Below are 21,298 nucleotides of genomic sequence, written 5' to 3'. Positions count from 1 at the left end.
AAAGTCAGCCGATTGCTGTTAAGGAACCTTCTTACTGTGCGGTTCCCATTGCCTTGGCGATTTCGGCCTCGGTCGGTGCAGCAACGTTGTATTTCTTCAGAAGCGCCTGATATTCGCCCTTTGCCCTCATCTGAGCGATTGCAGATTCGATTTGAGACTTGAGTTCTGTGTTGCCTTTCTTCATCGCGAGTCCACATACAACGGGATCGAGCGGACCGTTCGACGTGATCTTTAAACGGCCGCCGGACTTGTCGACGATGAGGCCCGCGATCGACACGTCTTCGTACTGTGCGTCGATGCCTTGTGAAAGGATGGCTTGAGCCGTCTCAGCGGATGTATCGTACTCGTGCACCTGAACGGCTGGTTTGCCTTGAGCAACGCAAGCCTTATCTGACGCGGCATTGATGTATTTGATCCATGCTGCGCCCTTGATCGAGCCGATTCGCTTTCCGCACAGATCACCAACGGTCTTGGGGTTCAGCCCACCCGTTGAGCTAACCATGATGGAACCGCCGGTCATAAAGTAAGGCACGAAGTCGACGACCTTGGTGCGCTCCGGCGTGACGTACAGGGCCGATGCAACGATGTCGTAACGCCCGCCCGTAACGCCCAGAATCAGATTCGCAAATCGCGTGTCGACAAACTTCGTCGTGTCGTTCATGTAAGAGGCGACCTTGCCGACAAACTCCGGATCAAAGCCGGCCGGTTTGCCGTGATCGAGATAGGTGTGAGGCGGCAGCGTCATGTCGCTGCCTACCGACAGCACGCCGGGGGTCAGCGTAGCCGCGGCGTTCGCGGCGCCGCATGCCAGGGCAGACGCTGCGGCGAATGCAGCCAGTTTCAGTAAGCCTGCGGACGAACGATTCTTCATGCTGGACTCCATGTGTGTCGCGTGGAAAAGCAAGCGCTGCCGGTACACGATGAGCTGGAGCGAGGATTCATCTTCAGCCAACAGGTGTGATATAACGCTTGATGAAGAAAGTTTATTTCGCCGTAGAATTTAAAAGTTATCTATTTTTGCCAGTTAATCGATACAATTTCTCATGCCTACTCGCCGATCTAGCTTGGAACTGGACGACTTCGATCTAAAGATTCTGGAAATTGTGCAGCGCAACAACCAGACTCCCCACCGAGAAATAGGCCAGCAGATCAATCTCTCAGTGCCGTCCGTCGCGCGGCGCCTGCAACGCTTGCGGGGTACGGGGGTGATCGCGTCGGATCGCAGTGTCTTAAACCCCGACGCTTTGGGGACACGGATCACGGTCATCGCGCACGTGTCCGCCGAGAATGAAGCCATCGAGTTGTTAGACGAGATGCGAGCCCGATTCGAAGCGTGCGAACAGGTCCAACAGTGCTACTACGTCACCGGCGACGTCGACTTCATCTTGATTCTTTGCTGTCGCGATATGGCTGAGTACACGGCTTTGACTCGCTCGTTGTTCTTCGCTGAAGGAAACGTCAAGAGCTTCCGTACTTTCGTTGCGATGGAGCGCGTCAAGATAACCCTCAATGTTCCCGTCGTGTAGGCGTCGCGGTTCAGCGAGCCAATAAGTCCAGCCATTCGTCCTGCCGTCTGTCACCTACGTGGCAGCCCCGGCTTTACGCTAGTTGGACACGAGATACTCAACTTCTGGTCTGTGAGGTAAGGCCTGTACGCGCATCGATGAATCTAGCGGCCGCACGCGAAAAACTGGCAGACTGAGAGTCACTGCCTCACGAGCATGGCGTGACGTGATGGCGTGGCACTGGTAATCATATAGCCGCCGGGTTGGGTAAGATGTTGCGATGAAAAAGACGAGATCGCTCTATCACGGCCACCGTTTCCCGCCGTCGTCATCAGCTGCGCGGTTCGCTGGTATTTCAGGTTCAGCCTGAGCCTGCGCGACATCAAGCAACTGCTGTTCGAACGGGGCGTCGTCGTGACCTACGAGACGATCCGCTGCTGGTGCGAGAAATTCGGCGCGGTGTTTGCCCTTCAGGCCCGGGCCGCCCGACCCAAGCCCGGCAGCACCTGGCATCTGGATGAGATGTTCGTGACGCTGCGTGGCGAGCCCTATCTGTTGTGGCGTGCGGTCGACGAGCATGGTGCCGAGCTTGACGTGCTGGTTCAGAAGCGGCGCGACAAGGCGGTGGCCAAGAGCTTCTTCAGGCGGGTGCTGCGTTCAAACCCGATGCCGTGCAAGATCGTGACCGACCAGTTGCGCAGCTATCCTGCCGCGAAGGCGGAGATCCCGGAGCTCGCTCACGTCAGGCAGGTATTCGTCAAGGCGGCAGCGCGTTAACAACCGCGCAGAGAATCGCCACCAGCCCACCCGCCGACGAGAACGCCAGATGGGGGGGTCGCGACCCCAAACACACGCAGGCATTTCTTTCCAGCTTCGGACCGATCCGCCAGCACTTCGCGTTGCCCAGACACCGGATGAATGCCTCGTGTCATCGTATTGAAGTCAAGGCGCGCCTGGCGGCATGGCAACGCTGGAGTGTGGACGAAACCTGCATCAATACCAAGTGATTAGGATACCAATACACTTTCACTCCGATTCAGCCGGTATCCGCCAACCTGACAATGCCCTCTGACGGCATCAAAGTCCAGTACGGGACCGGTCCCTGACCCTGCAGGTGATCTAGGGCGAGATTCGCGACGCAAACGGCCGCTTCGGCAACTCTACACGGCATCTCGATCGATTTCGGCCGGCGGGCCCCTACCGCGCTTGGCGCGCTGAAGTTCGATGCAGGCTACCAGTATCCGGGCGCGCCGGAATCTTCTGACGCAGGCTATTGCGGTAGCGCAACGCCGACGGCGCGGCTTGGGGGCGTCTCGCTGCCCACTGCGGTCGATCCCGTCTGGCTCGGCATGACGGGGCAGGTGAATCCTGCGACGCTAACGGACGCGGTCTATCACGCGAACGCAAACCATGGCAACGGCAATGCGGCGATGTTCACGCCCGCCGGCACATACAGCCTGTCGAAGCAGACGCTCTTGTGCTCGGAAGTCGGCTATCTTCGCAACAACGCAATCTCGAATCGGGGCCTGAACGGCGGCCAGTATGGCGCGAACACCATCGACGATCCTGCTTCGGGCGGCACGTCGAGCAGCGACCCGCGTTGCGGCCATAGCCCAGTTCGCTACGTTCGCAGGCAAAGCTGTCACGTTCTAACGTATCAGCCAGCCCTACCCGGTTCGGTGCGATACTCGTGGCCTCCGATCGCGCCGGGCACCACACATCGGCGGAAATGATCTAGCCGCCTGGAAACCGGCAAAAAAAGCGCCACGCAGTAACATCGCGCGGCGCGTGACTGACTAAAGCAACGCGCGTCGGCCTTACTTCGCTGTCGGCATCGCGAACTCAGCGCCCTTTTCGATGCTTTCCGGCCAGCGTTGCATGATGGATTTTTGCTTCGTATAGAACCGGACGCCTTCTTCACCGTACGCGTGCGTATCGCCGAACAGGCTGCGCTTCCAGCCGCCGAACCCATGCCAGGCCATCGGAACCGGAATTGGCACGTTGATGCCGACCATGCCTACCTCGATCCGACGGCCAAATTCGCGTGCGATATGACCGTCGCGCGTATAGCATGCGACGCCGTTGCCGAACTCGTGCGAATTGATCAGATCGACGGCCTCAGTGAAATCGTTGACGCGAACGCACGCGAGAACCGGTCCGAAGATCTCTTCCTTGTAGATGCGCATGTCAGGCGTGACGTTGTCGAACAGCGTGCCGCCGGTGAAGAAGCCGTCCTCATGTCCCTCGACCTTGAGACCGCGACCGTCGACCACCAGCTTTGCGCCTTCGTCGACGCCAGTCGCGATGTAGCCCTCGATGCGCTCCAGTGCCTGACGTGTGACGATAGGGCCCATTTCGGCGTCGGGCTCCATGCCGTTCTTCACGACCAGGTTGCGTGCGCGTTCGGCCAGGCGCGGAATGATCTTGTCGGCGACGTCACCGACCAGAACCGCGACCGAAATCGCCATGCAGCGTTCTCCGGCTGACCCATATCCGGCGCCCACCAGCGCATCGACAGCCTGGTCGAGGTCCGCATCGGGCATCACCACCATATGGTTTTTTGCACCGCCGAGTGCCTGTACGCGCTTGCCATTCCTTGCGCCGGTCTCGTAGATATAGTTTGCGATCGGAGTGGAACCTACGAAACTCACAGCCTTGACGTCCGGATGAGCGAGCAGCGCATCGACGACGACCTTGTCGCCTTGAACCACATTGAAAATGCCATCGGGCAGTCCTGCTTCCTTCAGCAACTTCGCCATGAACAACGAAGCGGATGGGTCACGTTCGCTCGGCTTCAGGATGAAAGCGTTACCGGCGGCAATCGCAACCGGGAACATCCAGCACGGCACCATGCACGGGAAGTTGAACGGTGTAATGCCGGCTACAACGCCGAGAGCCTGACGAACCGTCCAGTTGTCCATTCCGGTCGAAACCTGTTCGGTATAGTCACCCTTGAGCAATTGCGGAATACCGCAGGAAAATTCGATCACGTCGATGCCGCGTGCCACCTCGCCCTGTGCGTCGGAAAATACTTTGCCGTGTTCGGCTGTGATGATCGCGGCCAGTTCGTTGCTATGCCTGTTCATCAGTTCGAGGAAACGCAGCATCACGCGGGCACGGCGGATCGGGGGCGTGTTGCTCCACTTTGGAAAGGCGGCCTTCGCACTTGCGACCGCCGTGCCGACATCGGCCACCTCGCCCAACAACAACTGACGCGGACGCTCGCCCGTCGCAGGATTGAAGATGGGCTGGGTTCGCTGCCCCGACCCACGGACTACTTCACCGTGAATGAAATGCGCCACATCGGTCGTATCGTTAAACGCTTGCATGTCGACTCCTCTAGTTTTGGTTTCGGTGAAGCAGTGTATGAAGAACCATTGACCCTGCAAAGGCGCTAAGATTGAAATGACTGTTTTGAATAGTGAACAATACACTCATGGATATCGAAAAGGTCGAGGGCCTCTGGATGCATTTGCACTGGTTGACTGTGCTTGCGGAACAAGGAAGCTATACTGCCGCCGCGGCTCGCCTCGGGGTAAGCAAGGCGGCGATGAGCCAGCGCATCGCGGAGCTGGAACGGGTCGCGGGCGTTTCACTGGTACAGCGAACTACGCGTAGCGTGCGCTTCACCGAAGCCGGACAGCGGCTCGTTGAAAACATACGGGGAGAGTACGAACACATCGCGACCAGTTTCGCCACGGTCCGGGAAATGGCCGGCGTGGCACGCGGATTAATCCGGGTGACAGCGCCTGTGGCATTTGCCCGACAGCAACTAGTGCCGAAAGTGTCGGACTTTCTGCGGGCGAATCCTCAAGTCCGCCTGCAACTCGAAGTGTCCGACCGACTCAGTTCGATTGCCACTGAAGGATTCGATCTCGCAATCAGGCATAGCGCACAGGTACCGGAAACACATGTCGCCTGGAAACTGTGCGAAACACGCTCTGTGACCGTTGCGACGCGGGCTTACGTCAAGCGGCGAGGCCTTCCAGAATCCCCCGCGGACCTGGCGTCTCACAGTTGCCTGTTTTACCCCCGTGCGCTAGGTGCAGGAATCTGGTCATTTGACCGCAGGACGGCACGCAAATCAGATGCCGGACCAGTCACGGTCACGGTAAACGGGCAGTTTTCAGCCAACAACAGCGAGGCTTTGCGAGACGCCGCGCTTGATGATATGGGCATCGCACTCCTCCCTGACTTTACCGCCGAGACGGCCATTCGAGCAGGCAAACTAGTCGTCCTTTTGCCGGATTGGCGCCCAGTTGGGGCCTTCGCCGAACAGCTCTATGTCGTACGCCCCTACGCGCCTCACGTGCCGCGTGCCGTCGCACTGTTCGTCAAGTATCTTCGTGAAACGTTTGCCGCGGGCTTTTCAGTCCAATAGCGGCGTCAACAAAAACGGCAACGGCGTTCATTAATACTCTGGAAGAGGCTAAAAATTGGCGGAAGACGGCCGCCTGCACCAACCTTTTCGGAACGCGCGTCGGAAGAGGTGACGAATGAATTTCCTGAGCTTCGCGCCGTACTTCGCTTTCCAGAGGACGCGGGTTATGCTGCCGTATCCTTTGCATGCCGGACCTCGAGTCATTCTTACATAAGCTCGATTGGCGACGACAAAGCCGAGCGACGGACGAAGGCGACCGTACGTCGGCGGGCCGCTTGCGCTGCATGGTGGCACCATGCTTCCATGCTGTATCTCGCCACCCGTCCCGTCCCTCACGGATATACTGTGCGACCGTCCTCACTGCTCGCAAACTGGATCCCCAAGCAGATCCAAGGCCGTGCAATCTGCTGCGTTGGCATTGCATCGCTGCGGACTGCGCAACTACTTCCGGCGGTACCCACTGGTCTTCCATCGCTTCGATGCCCCTGTCGATCAACTGCTTGAGAAAATGCGACTGGCTGCGGCCTCTGACTTCCGCCAACTGCGTCAATCGCTGTTCGATCGCCGCCTCCACGCGTACAGCGATGACGTGCGACCTGTTCTCTCACTTTCTTCTAAACCTTTACTCCTGATGCATCTGTGCGCCGCAGGCTGGCGTCGGGCGGAGTAAGGAGAGTTACCGACACTGTGTCGATGTGAACACCCGCACATCCCTCACAAAGGGGTCCGCAGAACAATCCGTGAAGATGTACTCCCCTCAAAATAACGAGCGCCCAATAGCACTCTTAATATAAGTTTTCTTATCTAAAGGTGCCTGTTTCTACGCTAAACTCCGGGGGATGAAAACGCGCCTCACCCTGCCCTGCGCGCCTGCTGCTGACGCTGAATCCTCTGCATCCGGTTTTCCCGGTGCCGACGAGCTTGCCGTGCTGCGCGCGTGGTACGCCGGCGTGTCCGTGCGGCAGGCCGTGGCGCGTTACCTGCCCGCCGCACTCGGTGACGGGAAATCGGCGCGCGGCGTGCTCGGGCGCATCCGCGGCAAGCTGCTGGACGTTGCGCGCGCGGCCCATCGCGACGATCTCGTCGCACTTCTCACTCATCCGGTAGCGGGACGCGAGCAGCACGCGAAAGGCGTGGCGCAGGCGATCGATGTGCTGCGCACGGCGCGCCCGCCGGAACCGCAGATCGCCGACGACGTCGCACAGTGGTTTTCCCCGCGCGCGGTGCGCGTGCTGCACGCGTACGGCATCACGACGCTCGCCGATCTCACCGTGCGCATTCCGCGCCGGCGCCAGTGGTGGAAGGTCGTGCCGGGACTCGGCACGGCGAGCGCCCGTTCGATCGAGGCGTTCTTCGCCGCCTGGCCCGCGCTCACGGACAGGGCGCGTGGGCTGGTGGTCGCGAGCCAGCGCGGCGACATCGTGCCGTGGGAAACCCTCAAATTGCCGCACGAGGTCGACGGCTCCGCCGGCACGTTCCGCGCACCGCCCGCCACCTGCACGCTCGACGCGTCCAACGACTACGAGGCCGTGCAGACGTGGCTGTCCCTGCACGAGTCGCCCGCCACGCAGCGGACCTACCGCAAGGAAGCCGAGCGGCTGATCCTCTGGGCCATCGTCGAGCGCGGCCGCGCGCTGTCGTCGCTCACGACCGAAGACGCGATCGCCTACCGGACGTTCCTGCGCCATCCGGCGCCGCGCGGACGCTGGATCGGCCCGGTGCGCCCGCGCACGTCACCGGACTGGCGGCCGTTTAACGGCACCCTGTCGGCGCGCTCGGTCGCGCACGCGCTGTCGATTCTCGGCGCCCTGTTCCGCTGGCTGGTCGAACAGCGCTACGTGCTGGCCAATCCGTTTGCGGGCATCAAGGTGCGCGGCGGCAAGACGGCATCGGCGCTCGACGCGTCGCGCGCCTTTACCGACGGGGAATGGGCGCTGGTGCGTACGATGGCCGAGGGGCTGGAATGGTCTCACGGCTGGACGGTTCCGGCCGCGCAGCGCTTGCGGTTCCTGCTCGATTTCGGCTTTGCGACGGGTTTGCGCGCGAGTGAGCTGGTCGGCGCGACGCTCGGCCACGTCGAGACGGACGCACGCGGCGAGCACTGGCTGCGCGTCACCGGCAAGGGCGGCAAGATCGCACGGGTGGCGCTGCCGCCGCTCGCGTGGGACGCACTGGTCCGCTATCTGGCCGGGCGCCAGTTGCCGACTACTACGGCGCGCTGGCGGCCGGACACACCGGTCATCGGCAGCCTGGAAGCAGACAGTGACACGGCCATCAGCAGTGTGCGGCTGTGGAGCGTGCTCGAGCGCTTTCTCGTCCTTGCCGCCAATGCCATCGAGACCGATCACCCGCCGCTCGCGGAGAAGCTGCGCCGCGCGAGCCCCCACTGGTTGCGGCACACCCACGCTACCCACGCGCTCGGCCACGGCGCCGAACTCACCACGGTGCGCGACAACCTGCGGCACGCTTCTGTCTCCACGACCTCGATTTACCTGCACAGCGACGAAGTGAAGCGCGCGCGGCAGATCGGCGAGGCTTTTACAAACCGGAGGTGAGAGTGCCCGCTCGCGTCACGGACGCGCCTGTCAGGAGCCGCCCGTTATGCCCGCCTACCCGCCTCGCGATGTCTAGCAGTCTGTATCCTGATGCCGCCGACAATCGCCAACCTCATCAGACCCCCGGTGTCGAACCTCGCCCAGCGCGAGTCCAGCCGTATCACACCGCTGGTACGCGATGCATCTCCGATTCGGCGAACCGACGCTGGCTCAATGACGCACGCGTCTTGTGGGGGCCCGCTTGAAATCGATTTTAGCTAAACGCTAAATTCCATTGCACATAGCGTAACTGACCAGTTCGCCCCGGGCACCGACAGGTGTATGAAAGCGACCACAAATTCACTTCCATCGATCTATGGATCGAGAGATGATGGAATAAGATAGTCTCAACGGGTCTTGGGCGCTTGCGTTAATAGCAGTATCCGTCCGCCATCTGGATAACAGGTGCAATGTTTGACGCGAGCCGCGACGCGCCTGCGTTTGATGGTGCTGCGCTCGCGGGGCACGGGGCAGACGCTGCACGACGGGACTGGTTGAGCCGGACGATGCGAGACCGGACGCGTTTTCCCGCATCTGAAGATATTGCATATGGCATGGTTGGTGAGCCGACGACGAGACGCGTGTCTTCACCGGGTATTTGCGCACGCTGCTCGAAAGCATTTTCAGCCATTGGGCCGACCCCGGAAAAGAAGACCCTTGACACACCTTCAGGAGAGTCACCATGAGCACCTGTAACGAACCACATCATGCCCATCACGATCATCAGCACGGTCCGGCATGCGGCCACACGGCGATCAGGCATAACGATCACGTCGACTATCTGCACGACGGTCACCTGCATCACCCGCACGGTGATCATGTGGACGAACATCAACTCGAAGTGAGCGCAACCAATCCGGATCAATGTACGCCTGACTGCGGCGGCCACGAGTCGGGTCACGTCCACGGACCCGGCTGCGGCCACGAAGCGGTGCCGCACGGCGATCACGTTGATTATCTTGTCGACGGTCACCTGCATCATCCGCACGGTGACCACTGCGACGACCACGGACCGGTCGAGCAGGTGACGTCACCCTGAGCGAAATCGAAACCTGGATGCCCTGACGGGCGCCCACAAACCAACGCAGACACTTAGGACCAGCCTCAGCCACGCGCGACTGGATACCGGGAGGGCAGTACCCGCTCATCCCGCAGCCTCGTGTGCATCATGGGTGCAGTCGAGACTCTGGCCAACTGGGGCCATACGGCGGGTGGTCCGACACTTCGCCGCAACCATGCGAAACGTACACGGTCCGAACAATGCTTGGGTCTTATCCAAGGCCACCTGCTATACCCCGTTGCAGCGGGTCTGGTTGCTAATGCCTGGCTTCAGCAACTTTTGGCAGACCACGCGGGCCGCCTGCCCCGGCGACGAGTCGGCCCAGCGCATAGGAAATCGCACCGGACGCGCCGACGAAAAATCCCACGGGCCAGTTCGACTCGTACGAGAGAACAATAGCCGGTTGGATTTTTAGCACTTCAGGTGGAGCATTCAATGCCCAATCCGCAATCACCGCCAGGTGACGAGACGCCTGCAGCGAGAACCCGACGGTTCACGCCACTGCGTCGACGGGTACTCGGTCTGCTCGCCGCGCGTGCGATCGGCCACGGCTTATCAGCTGCTCGAGGACCTCAACAGACAGTCCCCTCATGCCGCGCCACCCACCATCTACCGCGCCTTGCAGTTCCTGATTGGTGAAGGTCTGGTCCGGCATGTGTCGACAACGAGCACGTTCCGCCTGACCGGGGAGAATCAAGGCCAACACGAAATCCTGGCGGTCTGTATGCACTGCCATTCCGTTCGCCCACTGCACAATACCGAGTTGCAGCAGGCGCTCCTCGACACCGCACTGACCGCTCACTTCGAGGTGCAGGGACAGCAAACCGAGATCAAGGGCATCTGTGAGGACTGCAACCAGCTCACCGTGACAAAACATTCGGCAAGAAAAAAGTAACAATCGGTTTTATTCTTTAATGCAATGATATAACATTGCTGTCGCTTGACTAACTACGTCCCGGACGACACCTCCGTGCATTGCCGCAACGGCAATAGCGGGCAGCTGCAGCTTTACGCGAGCGTGAAATCGCCCTCATACGAAATTCTGCACCAGGTGGCGAACTCATCTTTCGCATACCTAACAAATAACTGACAAAATGAGAAATCGCCATCACCTCACACAGGCTGCGCTGCTGCTGTTCGCTTTCGCGGCTCACGCATACGCGGCGCCGGCCGACAGTTCGATAACCGGTGCAATCACTGACAGTTCAGGCAAGGCCGTCAGCAAAGCGACCATCACCCTTCAGGACGCGAGCGGCAAAGCCGTAGGGGCGGCGCAAACCGACGCCAACGGTCATTTCACGCTCGACCACATCACGCCAGGTACCTATGCGATTGTCGTCACAGCCCCCGGTTTTGCCAGCGGCGGCAGCGTCGCGACAACCACGCCGGGGCATGAAAGTTCGGTGTCGATCGCACTCGCGAAGAGTGACGCGCTCGATGTGCAGGTCAACGCCCAGCGTCTGAACCGGGCGCGCAACGACCTGCTGCCCGAAACCGGCAGCAGCGTGTATCGCTTCAGCCAGAGTGACATCAACAACCTGCCAGCCGGACAGAACACCCCGCTTAACCAGGTCCTGCTGCAGGCGCCCGGTGTCGCGAGTGACTCGTACGGCCAGTTGCACGTGCGGGGCGATCACGCCAATCTGCAATACCGCATCAACGGCATCATCATCCCGGAACCTATCAGCGGTTTTGGGCAATCGCTGGACACGCGAATTATCGACCAGATGAATCTGCTGACCGGCGCCCTGCCTGCGCAGTATGGGTACCGGACCGCGGGTATCGTCGACATCCGTACCAAATCGGGCGATGACGGCAGCGGTGGTTCGATCGATGTGTTCGGCGGCAGTCGCCAGACGATCCGCACGAGCGGTGACGTCTTTGGCAGCCAGGGGCCATTCAGCTATTACTTCAGCGGGTCGGTCGGCGAGAACAATCTGGGGATCGAAAACCCGACCTCGAGCGCCAACGCGCTACACGATCACACGCGCCAGGGGAACGCGTTCGGTTACATGTCGTACATCATTAACCCGCTTACACGCGTAAGCGTGATGTTTGGCGTCACCAGCAACCAGTTCCAGATTCCCAACACACCGGGGTTGACGCCTTCGTTCACGCTCAATGGCGTCAATAGTTTTGATTCGAGCCAGCTCAACGAAACGCAGTCGGAACTGAACCAGTTCGCTGCGATAGCCCTCCAGGGAACAAACGGCGGGGCGCTCGACTATCAACTGGCTTTCGTGACCCGGTATTCGCGCACGCAGTTCAATCCGGACCCCATCGGAGATCTGCTGTTTAACGGCGTCGCGTCAAAGGATTTCCATAGTGACACGGCGAACGGGGTACAGCTGGACACCACCTACCGGCTCAACGACCGCCATACGATCCGCTCGGGCATCTTCGTCCAGCAGGAACACGCTGTGTTTGACAATGAGCTCTCCGTCTTTCCGGTCGACGAAAACGGCAACCAGTCCTCCGACCAGCCGATCAGCATTCCTGACTCGAGCAGCAAGACCGGTTATCTGTATAGCGCCTATGTGCAGGACGAGTGGAAGGTCACCAGCAAGCTGACGATCAACTACGGCCTGCGCTTCGACAAGATGGATGAATACGTCAGTGCCAGCCAGGTGAGTCCGCGCATCGGCCTGGTGTACGCGCTGACGCCGTCGACCACGGTTCACGCGGGCTACGCGCGCTACTTCACACCACCCGCTTTCGAACTGGTGTCGAGCGCCGACACTGCCCGTTATGCGGGGACCACGGCCGCGGTATCGGGGCAGAACGATCCGGTGCAGCCCGAGCGCAGCCACTACTTTGACCTGGGCGTCACACAGCGGCTGAGTTCAGCGCTCACCGTCGGTGTCGACGCCTACTACAAGAAGTCAAGCAACCTGCTTGACGAAGGCCAGTTCGGTACCGCGCTGATCTTCACGCCGTTCAATTACCAGTACGGCCGCGTTTACGGCGTCGAGTTCACGGCGAACTACAGGCAGGATAACGTGTCTGCCTACGTGAACGTCGGGCTCAGTCGTGCCCAGGGTAAAAACATCAACTCGGCACAGTTCAATTTCGACGCCGACGAACTCGCTTATACCAGCAGCCACTGGGTGTATCTGGACCACGACCAACGCGTGACGGCGTCCTTCGGCGGCACCTACACACTCGGTCAGACCACCTTCACGGTTGACAGCATAATCGGCAGTGGTCTTCGCAGTGGATTCGCCAATACCGATCGCCTGCCCTGGTACACGCAGCTTAATCTCGGCGTCATCCAGCACTTCAATGTCAATAACCCGCTGATCGGCAAATTCGATGCCCGCCTGCTGCTGATCAACGCATTCGACCGCGTCTATGAACTGCGCGACGGCTCAGGCATCGGCGTGGGCGCACCCCAGTACGGACCGCGCATCGCTGTCTATGCAGGTATTACCAAGAACTTCTGATGCGTGACCAGGGAATGTTGAAATGAAAGACTGGACGACTTTTCTGGGTGCCGTGCAGCTTGGCGGGTGGGTGATCTATCCGCTCAGCGTGCTTGCCATCGTGGCGATCACGATCGTGATCGACCGCTCCTATGTTTTTCTGCGCTTTGCCGGTACACCCGAACCAGGTGCGCGGCCCCCGGCTGCCGCAGGCATGTCCTCGGGCCTTCTCATCGAGGGGTTGGATTCGCTGCCGGCGCGACATGTTTTCAGGCGCCTGAGCGTGCCGCTTTCGGACCGTCCCGCTGCACCCGTCTGGTACCGCGTGGCGAAGACCGAAGCTCTCGCGGCGACGATCGAGCGGGACATGAGCAAGGGCTTCTGGGTGCTGGAGACGATCGTGACCGCAGCACCGCTCCTTGGATTGCTGGGCACGATCGTGGGTATGATGCATTCATTCCAGCTATTCGGCGGAAACGGCCTGGTCAATCCGGGCGGCGTCACGGGCGGCGTCGCCCAGTCGCTGGTGGCAACCGCTGTTGGCCTGGTTGTGGCGTTGTTCTCGCTGTTCGCTTTCAACTACTTTTCACGTCGCCTTGAGCGACTGATGGACGAACTCGAGTCGTTTGCGAACGAGCGTATCAGCGAGATTCGCCTCGCTTCGGAAGGACAGGGTGCCGCGCCGTGAAGTTTCGTCGCTCTCGCGCCGCGAAGCGTGGCCGCATCGAAATCATTCCGATGATCGACGTCATGTTCTTTCTGCTGGCGACTTTCATGCTGGCATCGCTCGCCATGCAACGACTGGATGCAGTGAAAGTGAACCTGCCGTCGGGTCATGCGCAGCAGATGTCTGCGGATGGACCACCGACCGTGAGCATTGACCGGAGCAATGCGATTTTCGTCAACCGCCAGGCCGTTCGTCCCGATCAGGTAGAGCCGGCTGTCAGGCGCGCGCTGCGCCCGGACCATGACGTCATCATAGCGGCCGACGATGCAGCGGGACATGGCGTTGTCGTGCAGGCGATGCTGGCGGCCCGTCGTGCGGGAGCCGAACATTTTCTCGTTGCAGTTCATCGTGAATAGACCATGGCGCCGCCTCATCAAGGTGGGTGACAGCCGGAACGTCAGGGTCGCGATTGCCGCGGCACTGGGCACACTTGTATGGGGACTATTTCTTTTAATGCTGGGACGGAGTCTGCACGCAATACCGGTACCCGAACCTACGCGGGAACAACCGATGCAGATGAGGCTCGTTGAAATTCCGACTGTCGCTCCACCGTTGCATGCTGCGACAGTAGGTTCGACACAGACGGCCCCCAAGCCGCCAAAGGCCTCTCCCCCAAAACAGCCGTTAGTCAAAGCCGCGCGCGCCCCGACGCTGCCGGTTCGCCCACCCATTCCTGCCCGGCAGTCCGAGACGATGATACGCGCCCCGGGGCCGGCCGCGAAACCCGACGCCACGGCCCCTCAAACGGCAACGGCAGCAGCACCCTCGACGTCTTCCGACCGTGGCGCGACAACCGCTGAGCGGACGTCCGCGGAATCGGCGCCCGGCAACTCGCCAGCGCGCGCCATCGCGCAACCGCTGCCCTCAGTTCCCGACGAGTTGCGCGAGCAGGCCTACCAGACGGTCGCGATAGCCCGTCTTGTCATCCATACAGACGGATCCGTCGCTGTCGAGCTCATCAAGCCCACCCAGTACCCGCGTCTGAATCAGATTGTTGTCGAGACCTTGCGAAGCTGGCGATTCTTTCCAGCAATGCAGGACGGGCACCCGGTTGAAACCCGGCAGGAAATTCGCGTGCACTTTAACGTGAGCTAATGCGATGAGCGGTCACTCCAGCCGGACAGAAGCTCGAGGCGGCCGGCTCCGGGTCCGACCAACCGCGGACGTTCGTGGGCAGCAGGCGACCCTCTTGCACGAGCCTCCGAAGAAGGCCAGGTTCCGGTCACCTGAAACAGATGAGGTGAGCGTCATTTCCTGGCCGACCGCCAGCCAGGTCCAACTTCCGCTGCCTGACCTATTCCAGTCACGCAGTACAGCGATCAACGATCGTATCCCGAACGCGCTGAATACTCGCGAATTTATGTTCCGTTTTTAGACGCTTTCCCGCTAAAAGGGAAACTGCACGCCAAGTCAATGCTACTGGCGCCCACACTTGCATGCCAGGAAATCTTGCGTTGAGGCTGCGTAGGGATTCTGGTCATAGACGGTTATTGACCAGCTGGAACGCGGCGATCTGCGTGGAACTTTGGGCGGCGACAACAAGCCCTCTTCCGGGCAAATCTGGCCGAAACCTCCGACGCACATCCGACTCTATCTGTTGAATACACCGCGGACTCGCGGGCTCGTTCGCGGCCTCTTCTGCACGGTCGCGGGGCGCCTGTCGTCAGGTCTCGTCAGCCAATTGACGCACATCGTGCACGAACGCGTCGACCGGATCGTCGTCCGCGCCGATCAGGCGTGCATGCCCTTTCGCATCGAATATGTAGATCGCCGAGCTATGGGTTACCTCTTATCCACCGTTCGCGCGGGGCTCGTCAGCCTGGTAAGCGACGCGATAGCGTTGCGCGAGCGCCTTGATCGCGCTATCGGAACCGGTCAGGCCGACGTCGTGCTTTGCGTCGAACGCATCGACATACGCATGCATCACTGCGAGCGTGTCCCGCGCCGGGTCGACACTCACGAACAGGACCTTCACGTGTTGTGCGGCGTCGCCGAGCTGATGTGTCATCTGAGCGAGCTTGGCCAGCGTTTCCGGGCATACGTCCGGGCAATGCGTGTAGCCGAAGTAGACGAGTGTGACATCACCTGCCAGGTTCGCCTGACTGATCTGCTTGCCGGCGTCTGAGGTCAGCGCGAAATCCAGATCGGGCAAATGCCCCCGGACGTCCGTGAGCTTCCACGGCTCTTCATGGTGGCAGACGGCCGGTGAAACAGAGAGCGTTGCGCCGACAACGAGACGCACACAGCGATGAAAGAATGGGGGCATGGATCGCGGCATTGCCGTCGCAAAGATCAGGATCGAGAAGCACAGTCTATTGCGGAGAGCTTTCATTCGTCTGCCCGCGTAGTGCCTCATCCGCTTTACAACTCTCGACGACAAGGCTCCATTCGAGGGCCGTTGCGCCACAGGCCGCGTCACACGAGCGCGTCAAAATGTCGCGCGTAAGGCGGGAAGCGAAGAGGGAGTGCTTAACCTGCTTACAGAACCAGTGCTAAACTGCGCCCGCTAACAAATTCAACCGCTCATGACCTTTCACGTCCGTCGAAGACTCTGCGCATGGCTTGGCACGCTTGCCATGTGCCTCGTCGTGTTCGTGCCGGTCGTGAGCCAGCTGATTGCGTCGGCCCGCACCGGTGAACCGGTCGCAGTGCTCTGTTCGGCTATGCAAACGGATAGCGTAAGTCATCATGCGGGCGACCCGTTATCCGCCTGCGGCTACTGCGATCTGCTCGCGACCCACACGGCGCCGCCACCGATACCGCCGGCTGTTGTGCCGGTGCTTCTGTTGCCGGTCGCAATTGCGGCAGCCGTGCTGTCCACACGCTTTACTCCGATCGGCGCTTTTCCGTCCGGCCGCCCACGGGACCCTCCCGCCTTTTCCTGACCGTCGTTCGCCGCAGCAATAGTACGCGCCCATCCAGGGCGCGCATGCGGCATTTATCAACGCACGCAGGAAAAGATCACATGCTTTGCTTCGCTCCGCGAAAAGTTCGCGGCGGCACACGCACGCGCCGTGTTGCATTCGGATTGTTGCCCCTCGCACTCGTCGGCCATCCTGCATTCGCAGATACAGCCGGCATCACAACCGCCCCCGCTGCGGCCTCTTCCGTTAACGCAACCGGCGCGGACCACGCGGTCACCACATTACCGCCAGTTTCCGTAACCGCGAGTGGCGCCGGGAGCTATCGCCCCGTCGTTGATCCGAACCTGCCCGCGTCGACCGAGACGGTCACGCGCGACCAGTTCAAAAACTGGAACGTCGTTAACACGGAAGACGTACTGAAGTATCTGCCGAATCTTGCGGTGCGCAAACGCTTCATCGGCGATCTGAACTCGATCATCGCGGTGCGCGGCACGAGTAACGTACAAAGCGCGCGCGGTCTGGTCTATGCGGACGGGCTGCTGCTGTCGAATCTGCTCGGCAACAGCTATTACTTTCCGCCGCGCTGGTCCATGGTGTTTCCGGATGAGATCCAGCAGGTAGACGTGATCTACGGTCCGTACTCCGCGCTCTATCCGGGCAATTCGCTCGGCGCAACCGTGCTGATCACGACGCGGATGCCCACCAGATTCGAAGCGGACGCGACCGTGAAAGCGTTCACGCAGCACTTCGACCTGTATGGGGTTAATCAGAATTTCAACGGCACTGAGACGAGCGCGACGATTGGCGATCGCGTTGGAAAGTTTTCGTATTTTGTTGGTGCCAATCATTTCGAGAACACGAGCCAGCCTCTACAGTTCGCCACGCTCGCAAAGTCGACCACGCCTGCAAAACCGGGCGACACGCCGGTCACCGGCGCGTATTTCTATAACAACCAGACCAACGCGCCGACCGCAGTGCTCGGCGTGAACGGCGAAGGGATCGAACGAACGATCCAGGACCAGCTGAAACTGAAGATGCAGTACGACTTCACGCCGACCGTGCAGGCCGGCTTCACGCTTGGCTACTGGCATCAGACCTATAACAGCGAGACGTCGACATTCCTGCGGGATGCGAACGGCAATCCGGTATATAGCGGCAAGGTTGCGATCAACGGATTCGAGTACAACATTCCGGCCGCCGCGTTCGCACCGAGCCTCGGCACCAGCGAGAACTGGCTGTACGGCGCGTGGCTGAAGACGCACAACGCTACCGGCTGGAACGGCGAAGCGATCGCATCGTACTATGACGTGTCGAACAGCGTTGCACGCACCGCCAACGCTGGCGGACCCGGCAACGGCCCGGGCGTCGTTACGTTCGGGGACGGCACCGGCTGGAAGACGCTGGACCTGAAGACCACCTACACACCGGCGACGCCGCAGGCAGGTTTCTGGAATCACGCCCTCACGTTCGGATATCACTACGACAACTATTTCCTCGACAACGAAACCTTCAACACCGCGGCATGGCGCGACGGTTCAGCTAGCAGCTTCGCCAACGCGTTCAAGGGCCGCACACAGACTCAGGCTGCCTATGCGCAGGACGCGTGGCGCTTCCTGCCGCGCTGGAAATTCGTCTACGGTGTGCGCTATGAGGACTGGCGCGCCTACGACGGCTCCCAGTCGCTCAGCGCGACGACTCTGCCTTATGCCGGGGCCGACCAGCATCATTTTTCACCGAAGGCGTCGCTGTCGCTCGACGTCACCGACGATCTGACGCTGCGTGCGTCGATTGCTCGCGCGTACCGTTTCCCGACAGTCGGTGAACTGTTCCAGGGGAAGATCAACGGTTCGTCGATCATCAACAACAACCCGAATCTGCAGCCCGAGGACGACCTCTCAAAAGAGTTGACTGCGGAATGGGCACACTGGAACGGTTTGTTCCGGCTGTCGCTGTTTCAGGACGATGTGAAGAACACGATTTTCAGCCAGACCGACACGACCGTGATTCCGAACATCACGAACTTCCAGAACATCGGCAAGGTGCGCTCGCGCGGCGTGGAAACCAGCTATCAGGGGCAGGATGTGTTCGTGCGCGGCCTTGACCTGATTGCGAACGCCGCGTACACGCAGTCGAAGATTCTTGCCAATGCGCAGAACCCCGCGACGGTAGGCAAATACTTCTACCGGATTCCGCTGTGGCGCGCGAACGTTGCCGCCACGTATCATTTCGACGCCCGTTCGGCGCTGACGCTTGCGGTGCGCTATTCGGGGAGGCAGTACAACACGCTGACCAATACCGACTCGAATCCGGACGTGTTCGGCGGGACGAGCTCGTACACGGTTGCGGATGCGAAGTTCACGTTCCGGCCGACAAAGCTGAGCGAGATCGGCGTGGGCGTCGACAATATTTTCGACTCGCGCTACTTCGTCTATCACCCGTACCCGGGCCGCACCTTCTATGTCGAAGGCCGGCTGCATCTGTAAAGGAGGGGGTATCTCATGTCCACTGCCGCAACCGACTCGCGTTCGACACCGGGCACCGCCGCAGCTGCGAGCCGCAGCTATCGCACGCTGTGGCGCTGGCATTTCTATGCCGGTCTGTTCGTGATGCCTTTTCTCGTGGTGCTCGCATTGACCGGCACGCTGTACTGTTTTCAGCCGCAGATCGAGCCGCTGCTGTATCCGCACAGGCTGGTGGTCGAGCCGCGCGATGTAACGCGCCTCGGCGAAGATTCGTTGCTGGCGAACGCGCGCCTGGCGCTGCCAGCGGACTCGCTAGCAATGACCGCGCGCATCTCGTCGCGCGCAGATCGCAGCGTGGAGTTCATTTTCCGCCAACCCGATGGCGAAAAGCAGAGCATCTACCTGAATCCGTACGACGGCACGGTGCTCGGCACGCTCAGTGTCGACCAACGCTTCATGCAGATTGACCGGATGATTCACCGCAAGCTTCTGCTCGGCAAGCCGGGCGAACTGCTGATGGAACTCGTTGCGTGCTGGACGCTCGTGATGATCGGCACCGGTATCGCGTTGTGGTGGCCGCGCGCGGGCACGACGCTGCGTGGCGCGCTCGTGCCAAGCTTCGCGCTGCGCGGCCGACCGCTGTGGAAAAGCATGCACGCGGCGCTTGGCATCTGGCTCGCCGCAGGCGCCCTTGCATTCGTCGTGACCGGCTTGCCATGGACGGGCTCATGGGGCAAGCATTTCAAGTCGCTCTCGGCAAGTCTCAACCTCGGCTCTCCACCGGGCTCGTGGGGCGGACTGCCGCTACACTCGATACTGCCGGGGGGTGCCGCTCAACTCGCAGCCGTGGTGGGCAACGCGGCCGATAGCCAGGAGGCTGGCATGGATTCGATGCCCGGCATGACGATGGATGACCTGCCGCTGCCGCAGATACCGTGGGCCGCGGGCGCAGCGACGGTACCGCAGTCGCAGGATGCCGCCCCCACGGTATGGACACTCGGCCGCGTCGTGGCGCAAATGCGTGCGCTCGGTCTGCCCGATGACTACGACGTTGCGTTGCCCGCCTCCGCCAGCGGCGTATATACGGTGTCGTATTTCCCGCCGGACCCGAAGCTCGAGCGCACGGTCTATATAGACCAGTACAGCGGCGCGATCCTGAAAGATATCCGCTACGGTGATTACGGCGCGGTGGGAAAGGCGGTGTCATACGGCACGTCGCTGCACATGGGTCGCTACTTCGGCCTCGCCAATCAGATTGTTTGCGCGGCGCTCTCGCTCGGCCTCGCGACGCTTGCCTTCACTGGGCTGTGTGATGTGGTGGAAACGCCGACCGGCGGGCAGGCTTGGGGCGCCCGGACGTGATCGCGCAGTGGTGCCAATGCGCGGCTGGAAGCTCGGGCTCGCGGCGCTCGGCGTGGTGTTTCCATTGATGGGCGTCACGCTCATCGCGGTCTGGCTGGCCGACCGCATGCTATCTGGCCGCCCGCTCCAGCCGCTGGCGGACTGAAGACGCAGTGCAACCCTGTACCCAGGAGATCAACATGAAGCCCACACTCAAATTCATTCTGTTTGCCGCGCTTTGCGGTTGCGCGGGAGGTGCTGCAGCGGCTCCCGCATCCGTGATGGTTTCCGACTGCTGGATACGCCTGCTGCCGGGCGACTTACCATCGGGCGGCTATTTCAGCGTCATGAACATGAGCGGGAAGCCGATCGACCTGACCGGCGTGCAAACTGACGCGTACGGCATGGCGATGCTTCACCAGACGCAGAGCAACGGCAGCACGTCGAAAATGGTGATGGTCCATAAGGCAACCGTGCCTGCGAACGGCACGCTGTCGTTCACACCGGGCGGATACCACGTGATGCTGGAACAGCCGAAAAAGCCGCTCAAGGTGGGGATGTCGATTCCGTTCACCTTCACATTCAGCGACGGCGAGCAGGTGAAGGCCGAGTGCGAGACGAAAAGTCCTGCGACCATGGGTCACTGAGCTGGCCTTCGCTCGGCGCGCGGTCCGGTTGAATACCTGACGCGCACCGCAAGCCGGAATTCCGACCGGGAGCAATGTATGCGTGCTATCGACCTCCTGTTGCGTGCGACATTCCATCTGATTGTGGGCGCCATGCTGGCCGTTGTGCTGTGGGGTTTCTGGATCGTGTCACTGACGGGATCTTCGGGCGCGGCAGACGCGCCCGTCGTGCAGATTCTTCGTCCCTGTCCTTGCATGGCTACGGCCCGACCGGCGAATCCCGCTGCCCGCACCTGAACTGCGAGCCGTGCCCGCG

General features: G+C 60.8%; 16 protein-coding genes and 2 pseudogenes. 14 read left to right on the top strand and 4 right to left on the bottom strand.

What is annotated here, in order from left to right; all coding sequences use genetic code 11:
* Positions 1–31: 31 nt before the first annotated feature.
* A complete protein-coding gene (locus B0G69_RS40280) occupies positions 32–871 on the bottom strand; it encodes a transporter substrate-binding domain-containing protein (RefSeq protein WP_121325549.1) in 840 nt (279 codons plus the stop codon).
* A gap of 172 nt (positions 872–1,043) precedes the next feature.
* On the opposite strand from B0G69_RS40280, the gene B0G69_RS40275 reads away from it, so the two are divergent.
* The 3 genes and pseudogenes from B0G69_RS40275 (at position 1,044) to B0G69_RS41275 (ending at position 3,238) form a co-directional block, all read left to right on the top strand.
* The gene (locus B0G69_RS40275; RefSeq protein WP_121325548.1) at positions 1,044–1,526 is read left to right on the top strand and encodes an Lrp/AsnC family transcriptional regulator; all 483 of its coding nucleotides are present in this window, start codon (positions 1,044–1,046) and stop codon (positions 1,524–1,526) included.
* 259 nt (positions 1,527–1,785) lie between these two features.
* Positions 1,786–2,512: pseudogene (locus B0G69_RS40270) on the top strand (IS6 family transposase).
* 354 nt (positions 2,513–2,866) lie between these two features.
* Positions 2,867–3,238 carry a hypothetical protein gene (locus B0G69_RS41275; protein WP_158609070.1) on the top strand — a complete coding sequence of 124 codons (372 nt, stop codon included), beginning with the start codon at positions 2,867–2,869 and terminating at the stop codon, positions 3,236–3,238.
* An 84-nt stretch (positions 3,239–3,322) separates the two neighbouring features.
* Here B0G69_RS41275 and B0G69_RS40260 read toward each other — a convergent pair whose 3' ends face one another.
* Positions 3,323–4,834, bottom strand: coding sequence for a CoA-acylating methylmalonate-semialdehyde dehydrogenase (locus B0G69_RS40260; protein ID WP_121325546.1), 1,512 nt, complete (start codon positions 4,832–4,834; stop codon positions 3,323–3,325).
* Between the two features lie 107 nt (positions 4,835–4,941).
* On the opposite strand from B0G69_RS40260, the gene B0G69_RS40255 reads away from it, so the two are divergent.
* Together B0G69_RS40255 and B0G69_RS40245 are read left to right on the top strand one after the other, a co-directional pair.
* Positions 4,942–5,886, top strand: coding sequence for a LysR family transcriptional regulator (locus B0G69_RS40255; RefSeq protein ID WP_121325545.1), 945 nt, complete (start codon positions 4,942–4,944; stop codon positions 5,884–5,886).
* A gap of 839 nt (positions 5,887–6,725) precedes the next feature.
* Positions 6,726–8,441: a site-specific integrase gene (locus B0G69_RS40245; protein WP_121325544.1), complete on the top strand. Its 1,716-nt coding sequence runs from the start codon at positions 6,726–6,728 to the stop codon at positions 8,439–8,441.
* Between the two features lie 409 nt (positions 8,442–8,850).
* On the opposite strand, the gene B0G69_RS41640 is transcribed toward B0G69_RS40245, so the two are convergent.
* Complete coding sequence (locus B0G69_RS41640) at positions 8,851–9,489, bottom strand: hypothetical protein (RefSeq protein ID WP_199731518.1); 639 nt, start codon at positions 9,487–9,489, stop codon at positions 8,851–8,853.
* A gap of 511 nt (positions 9,490–10,000) precedes the next feature.
* Here B0G69_RS41640 and B0G69_RS40230 point away from each other — a divergent pair.
* From B0G69_RS40230 to B0G69_RS43085, 5 genes are all read left to right on the top strand, one after another.
* Positions 10,001–10,435, top strand: coding sequence for a transcriptional repressor (locus B0G69_RS40230; protein ID WP_158609069.1), 435 nt, complete (start codon positions 10,001–10,003; stop codon positions 10,433–10,435).
* Positions 10,436–10,634: 199 nt separating this feature from the next.
* Positions 10,635–12,983 (top strand): TonB-dependent receptor, encoded by a 2,349-nt coding sequence (locus B0G69_RS40225; protein WP_121325541.1) that lies wholly within the window; start codon positions 10,635–10,637, stop codon positions 12,981–12,983.
* A 22-nt stretch (positions 12,984–13,005) separates the two neighbouring features.
* Complete coding sequence (locus B0G69_RS40220) at positions 13,006–13,650, top strand: MotA/TolQ/ExbB proton channel family protein (RefSeq protein WP_121325540.1); 645 nt, start codon at positions 13,006–13,008, stop codon at positions 13,648–13,650.
* Positions 13,647–14,045 (top strand): biopolymer transporter ExbD, encoded by a 399-nt coding sequence (locus tag B0G69_RS40215; protein ID WP_121325539.1) that lies wholly within the window; start codon positions 13,647–13,649, stop codon positions 14,043–14,045. Before B0G69_RS40220 ends, B0G69_RS40215 begins: the two co-directional genes overlap by 4 nt.
* The gene (locus B0G69_RS43085) at positions 13,954–14,784 is read left to right on the top strand and encodes a TonB family protein (protein ID WP_347232551.1); all 831 of its coding nucleotides are present in this window, start codon (positions 13,954–13,956) and stop codon (positions 14,782–14,784) included. Before B0G69_RS40215 ends, B0G69_RS43085 begins: the two co-directional genes overlap by 92 nt.
* A 694-nt stretch (positions 14,785–15,478) precedes the next feature.
* Here B0G69_RS43085 and B0G69_RS40205 read toward each other — a convergent pair.
* On the bottom strand, positions 15,479–15,955 hold the full coding sequence (locus B0G69_RS40205) for an SCO family protein (protein ID WP_241991756.1): 477 nt from the start codon (positions 15,953–15,955) through the stop codon (positions 15,479–15,481).
* Between the two features lie 259 nt (positions 15,956–16,214).
* Between B0G69_RS40205 and B0G69_RS40200 the strand changes: the two genes are divergently transcribed.
* From B0G69_RS40200 to B0G69_RS40185, 4 genes and pseudogenes are all read left to right on the top strand, one after another.
* On the top strand, positions 16,215–16,574 hold the full coding sequence (locus tag B0G69_RS40200; RefSeq protein ID WP_121325538.1) for a DUF2946 domain-containing protein: 360 nt from the start codon (positions 16,215–16,217) through the stop codon (positions 16,572–16,574).
* Between the two features lie 146 nt (positions 16,575–16,720).
* On the top strand, positions 16,721–19,036 hold the full coding sequence (locus B0G69_RS40195) for a TonB-dependent receptor (protein WP_121325676.1): 2,316 nt from the start codon (positions 16,721–16,723) through the stop codon (positions 19,034–19,036).
* A 15-nt stretch (positions 19,037–19,051) separates the two neighbouring features.
* Positions 19,052–20,522 (top strand): annotated as a pseudogene (locus tag B0G69_RS40190) (PepSY domain-containing protein).
* A 34-nt stretch (positions 20,523–20,556) separates the two neighbouring features.
* A complete protein-coding gene (locus tag B0G69_RS40185) occupies positions 20,557–21,003 on the top strand; it encodes a copper chaperone PCu(A)C (RefSeq protein WP_121325537.1) in 447 nt (148 codons plus the stop codon).
* Positions 21,004–21,298 lie beyond the last annotated feature (295 nt).

This window comes from Paraburkholderia sp. RAU2J (genome assembly GCF_003634845.1).
In the GTDB taxonomy this organism is placed as follows: Bacteria; Pseudomonadota; Gammaproteobacteria; order Burkholderiales; family Burkholderiaceae; genus Paraburkholderia; species Paraburkholderia fynbosensis.
This window is presented reverse-complemented; position numbering and strand designations above follow the sequence as displayed.

What these genes read in the sequence shown, in the direction of transcription:
- B0G69_RS40280 (WP_121325549.1), bottom strand. Translation starts at nt 871, where the DNA reads ATGAAGAATCGTTCGTCCGCAGGCTTACTGAAACTGGCTGCATTCGCC.
- B0G69_RS40275 (WP_121325548.1), top strand. Translation starts at nt 1,044, where the DNA reads ATGCCTACTCGCCGATCTAGCTTGGAACTGGACGACTTCGATCTAAAG.
- B0G69_RS40260 (WP_121325546.1), bottom strand. Translation starts at nt 4,834, where the DNA reads ATGCAAGCGTTTAACGATACGACCGATGTGGCGCATTTCATTCACGGT.
- B0G69_RS40255 (WP_121325545.1), top strand. Translation starts at nt 4,942, where the DNA reads ATGGATATCGAAAAGGTCGAGGGCCTCTGGATGCATTTGCACTGGTTG.
- B0G69_RS40245 (WP_121325544.1), top strand. Translation starts at nt 6,726, where the DNA reads ATGAAAACGCGCCTCACCCTGCCCTGCGCGCCTGCTGCTGACGCTGAA.
- B0G69_RS40225 (WP_121325541.1), top strand. Translation starts at nt 10,635, where the DNA reads ATGAGAAATCGCCATCACCTCACACAGGCTGCGCTGCTGCTGTTCGCT.
- B0G69_RS40220 (WP_121325540.1), top strand. Translation starts at nt 13,006, where the DNA reads ATGAAAGACTGGACGACTTTTCTGGGTGCCGTGCAGCTTGGCGGGTGG.
- B0G69_RS43085 (WP_347232551.1), top strand. Translation starts at nt 13,954, where the DNA reads ATGCAGCGGGACATGGCGTTGTCGTGCAGGCGATGCTGGCGGCCCGTC.
- B0G69_RS40205 (WP_241991756.1), bottom strand. Translation starts at nt 15,955, where the DNA reads ATGCCCCCATTCTTTCATCGCTGTGTGCGTCTCGTTGTCGGCGCAACG.
- B0G69_RS40200 (WP_121325538.1), top strand. Translation starts at nt 16,215, where the DNA reads ATGACCTTTCACGTCCGTCGAAGACTCTGCGCATGGCTTGGCACGCTT.
- B0G69_RS40185 (WP_121325537.1), top strand. Translation starts at nt 20,557, where the DNA reads ATGAAGCCCACACTCAAATTCATTCTGTTTGCCGCGCTTTGCGGTTGC.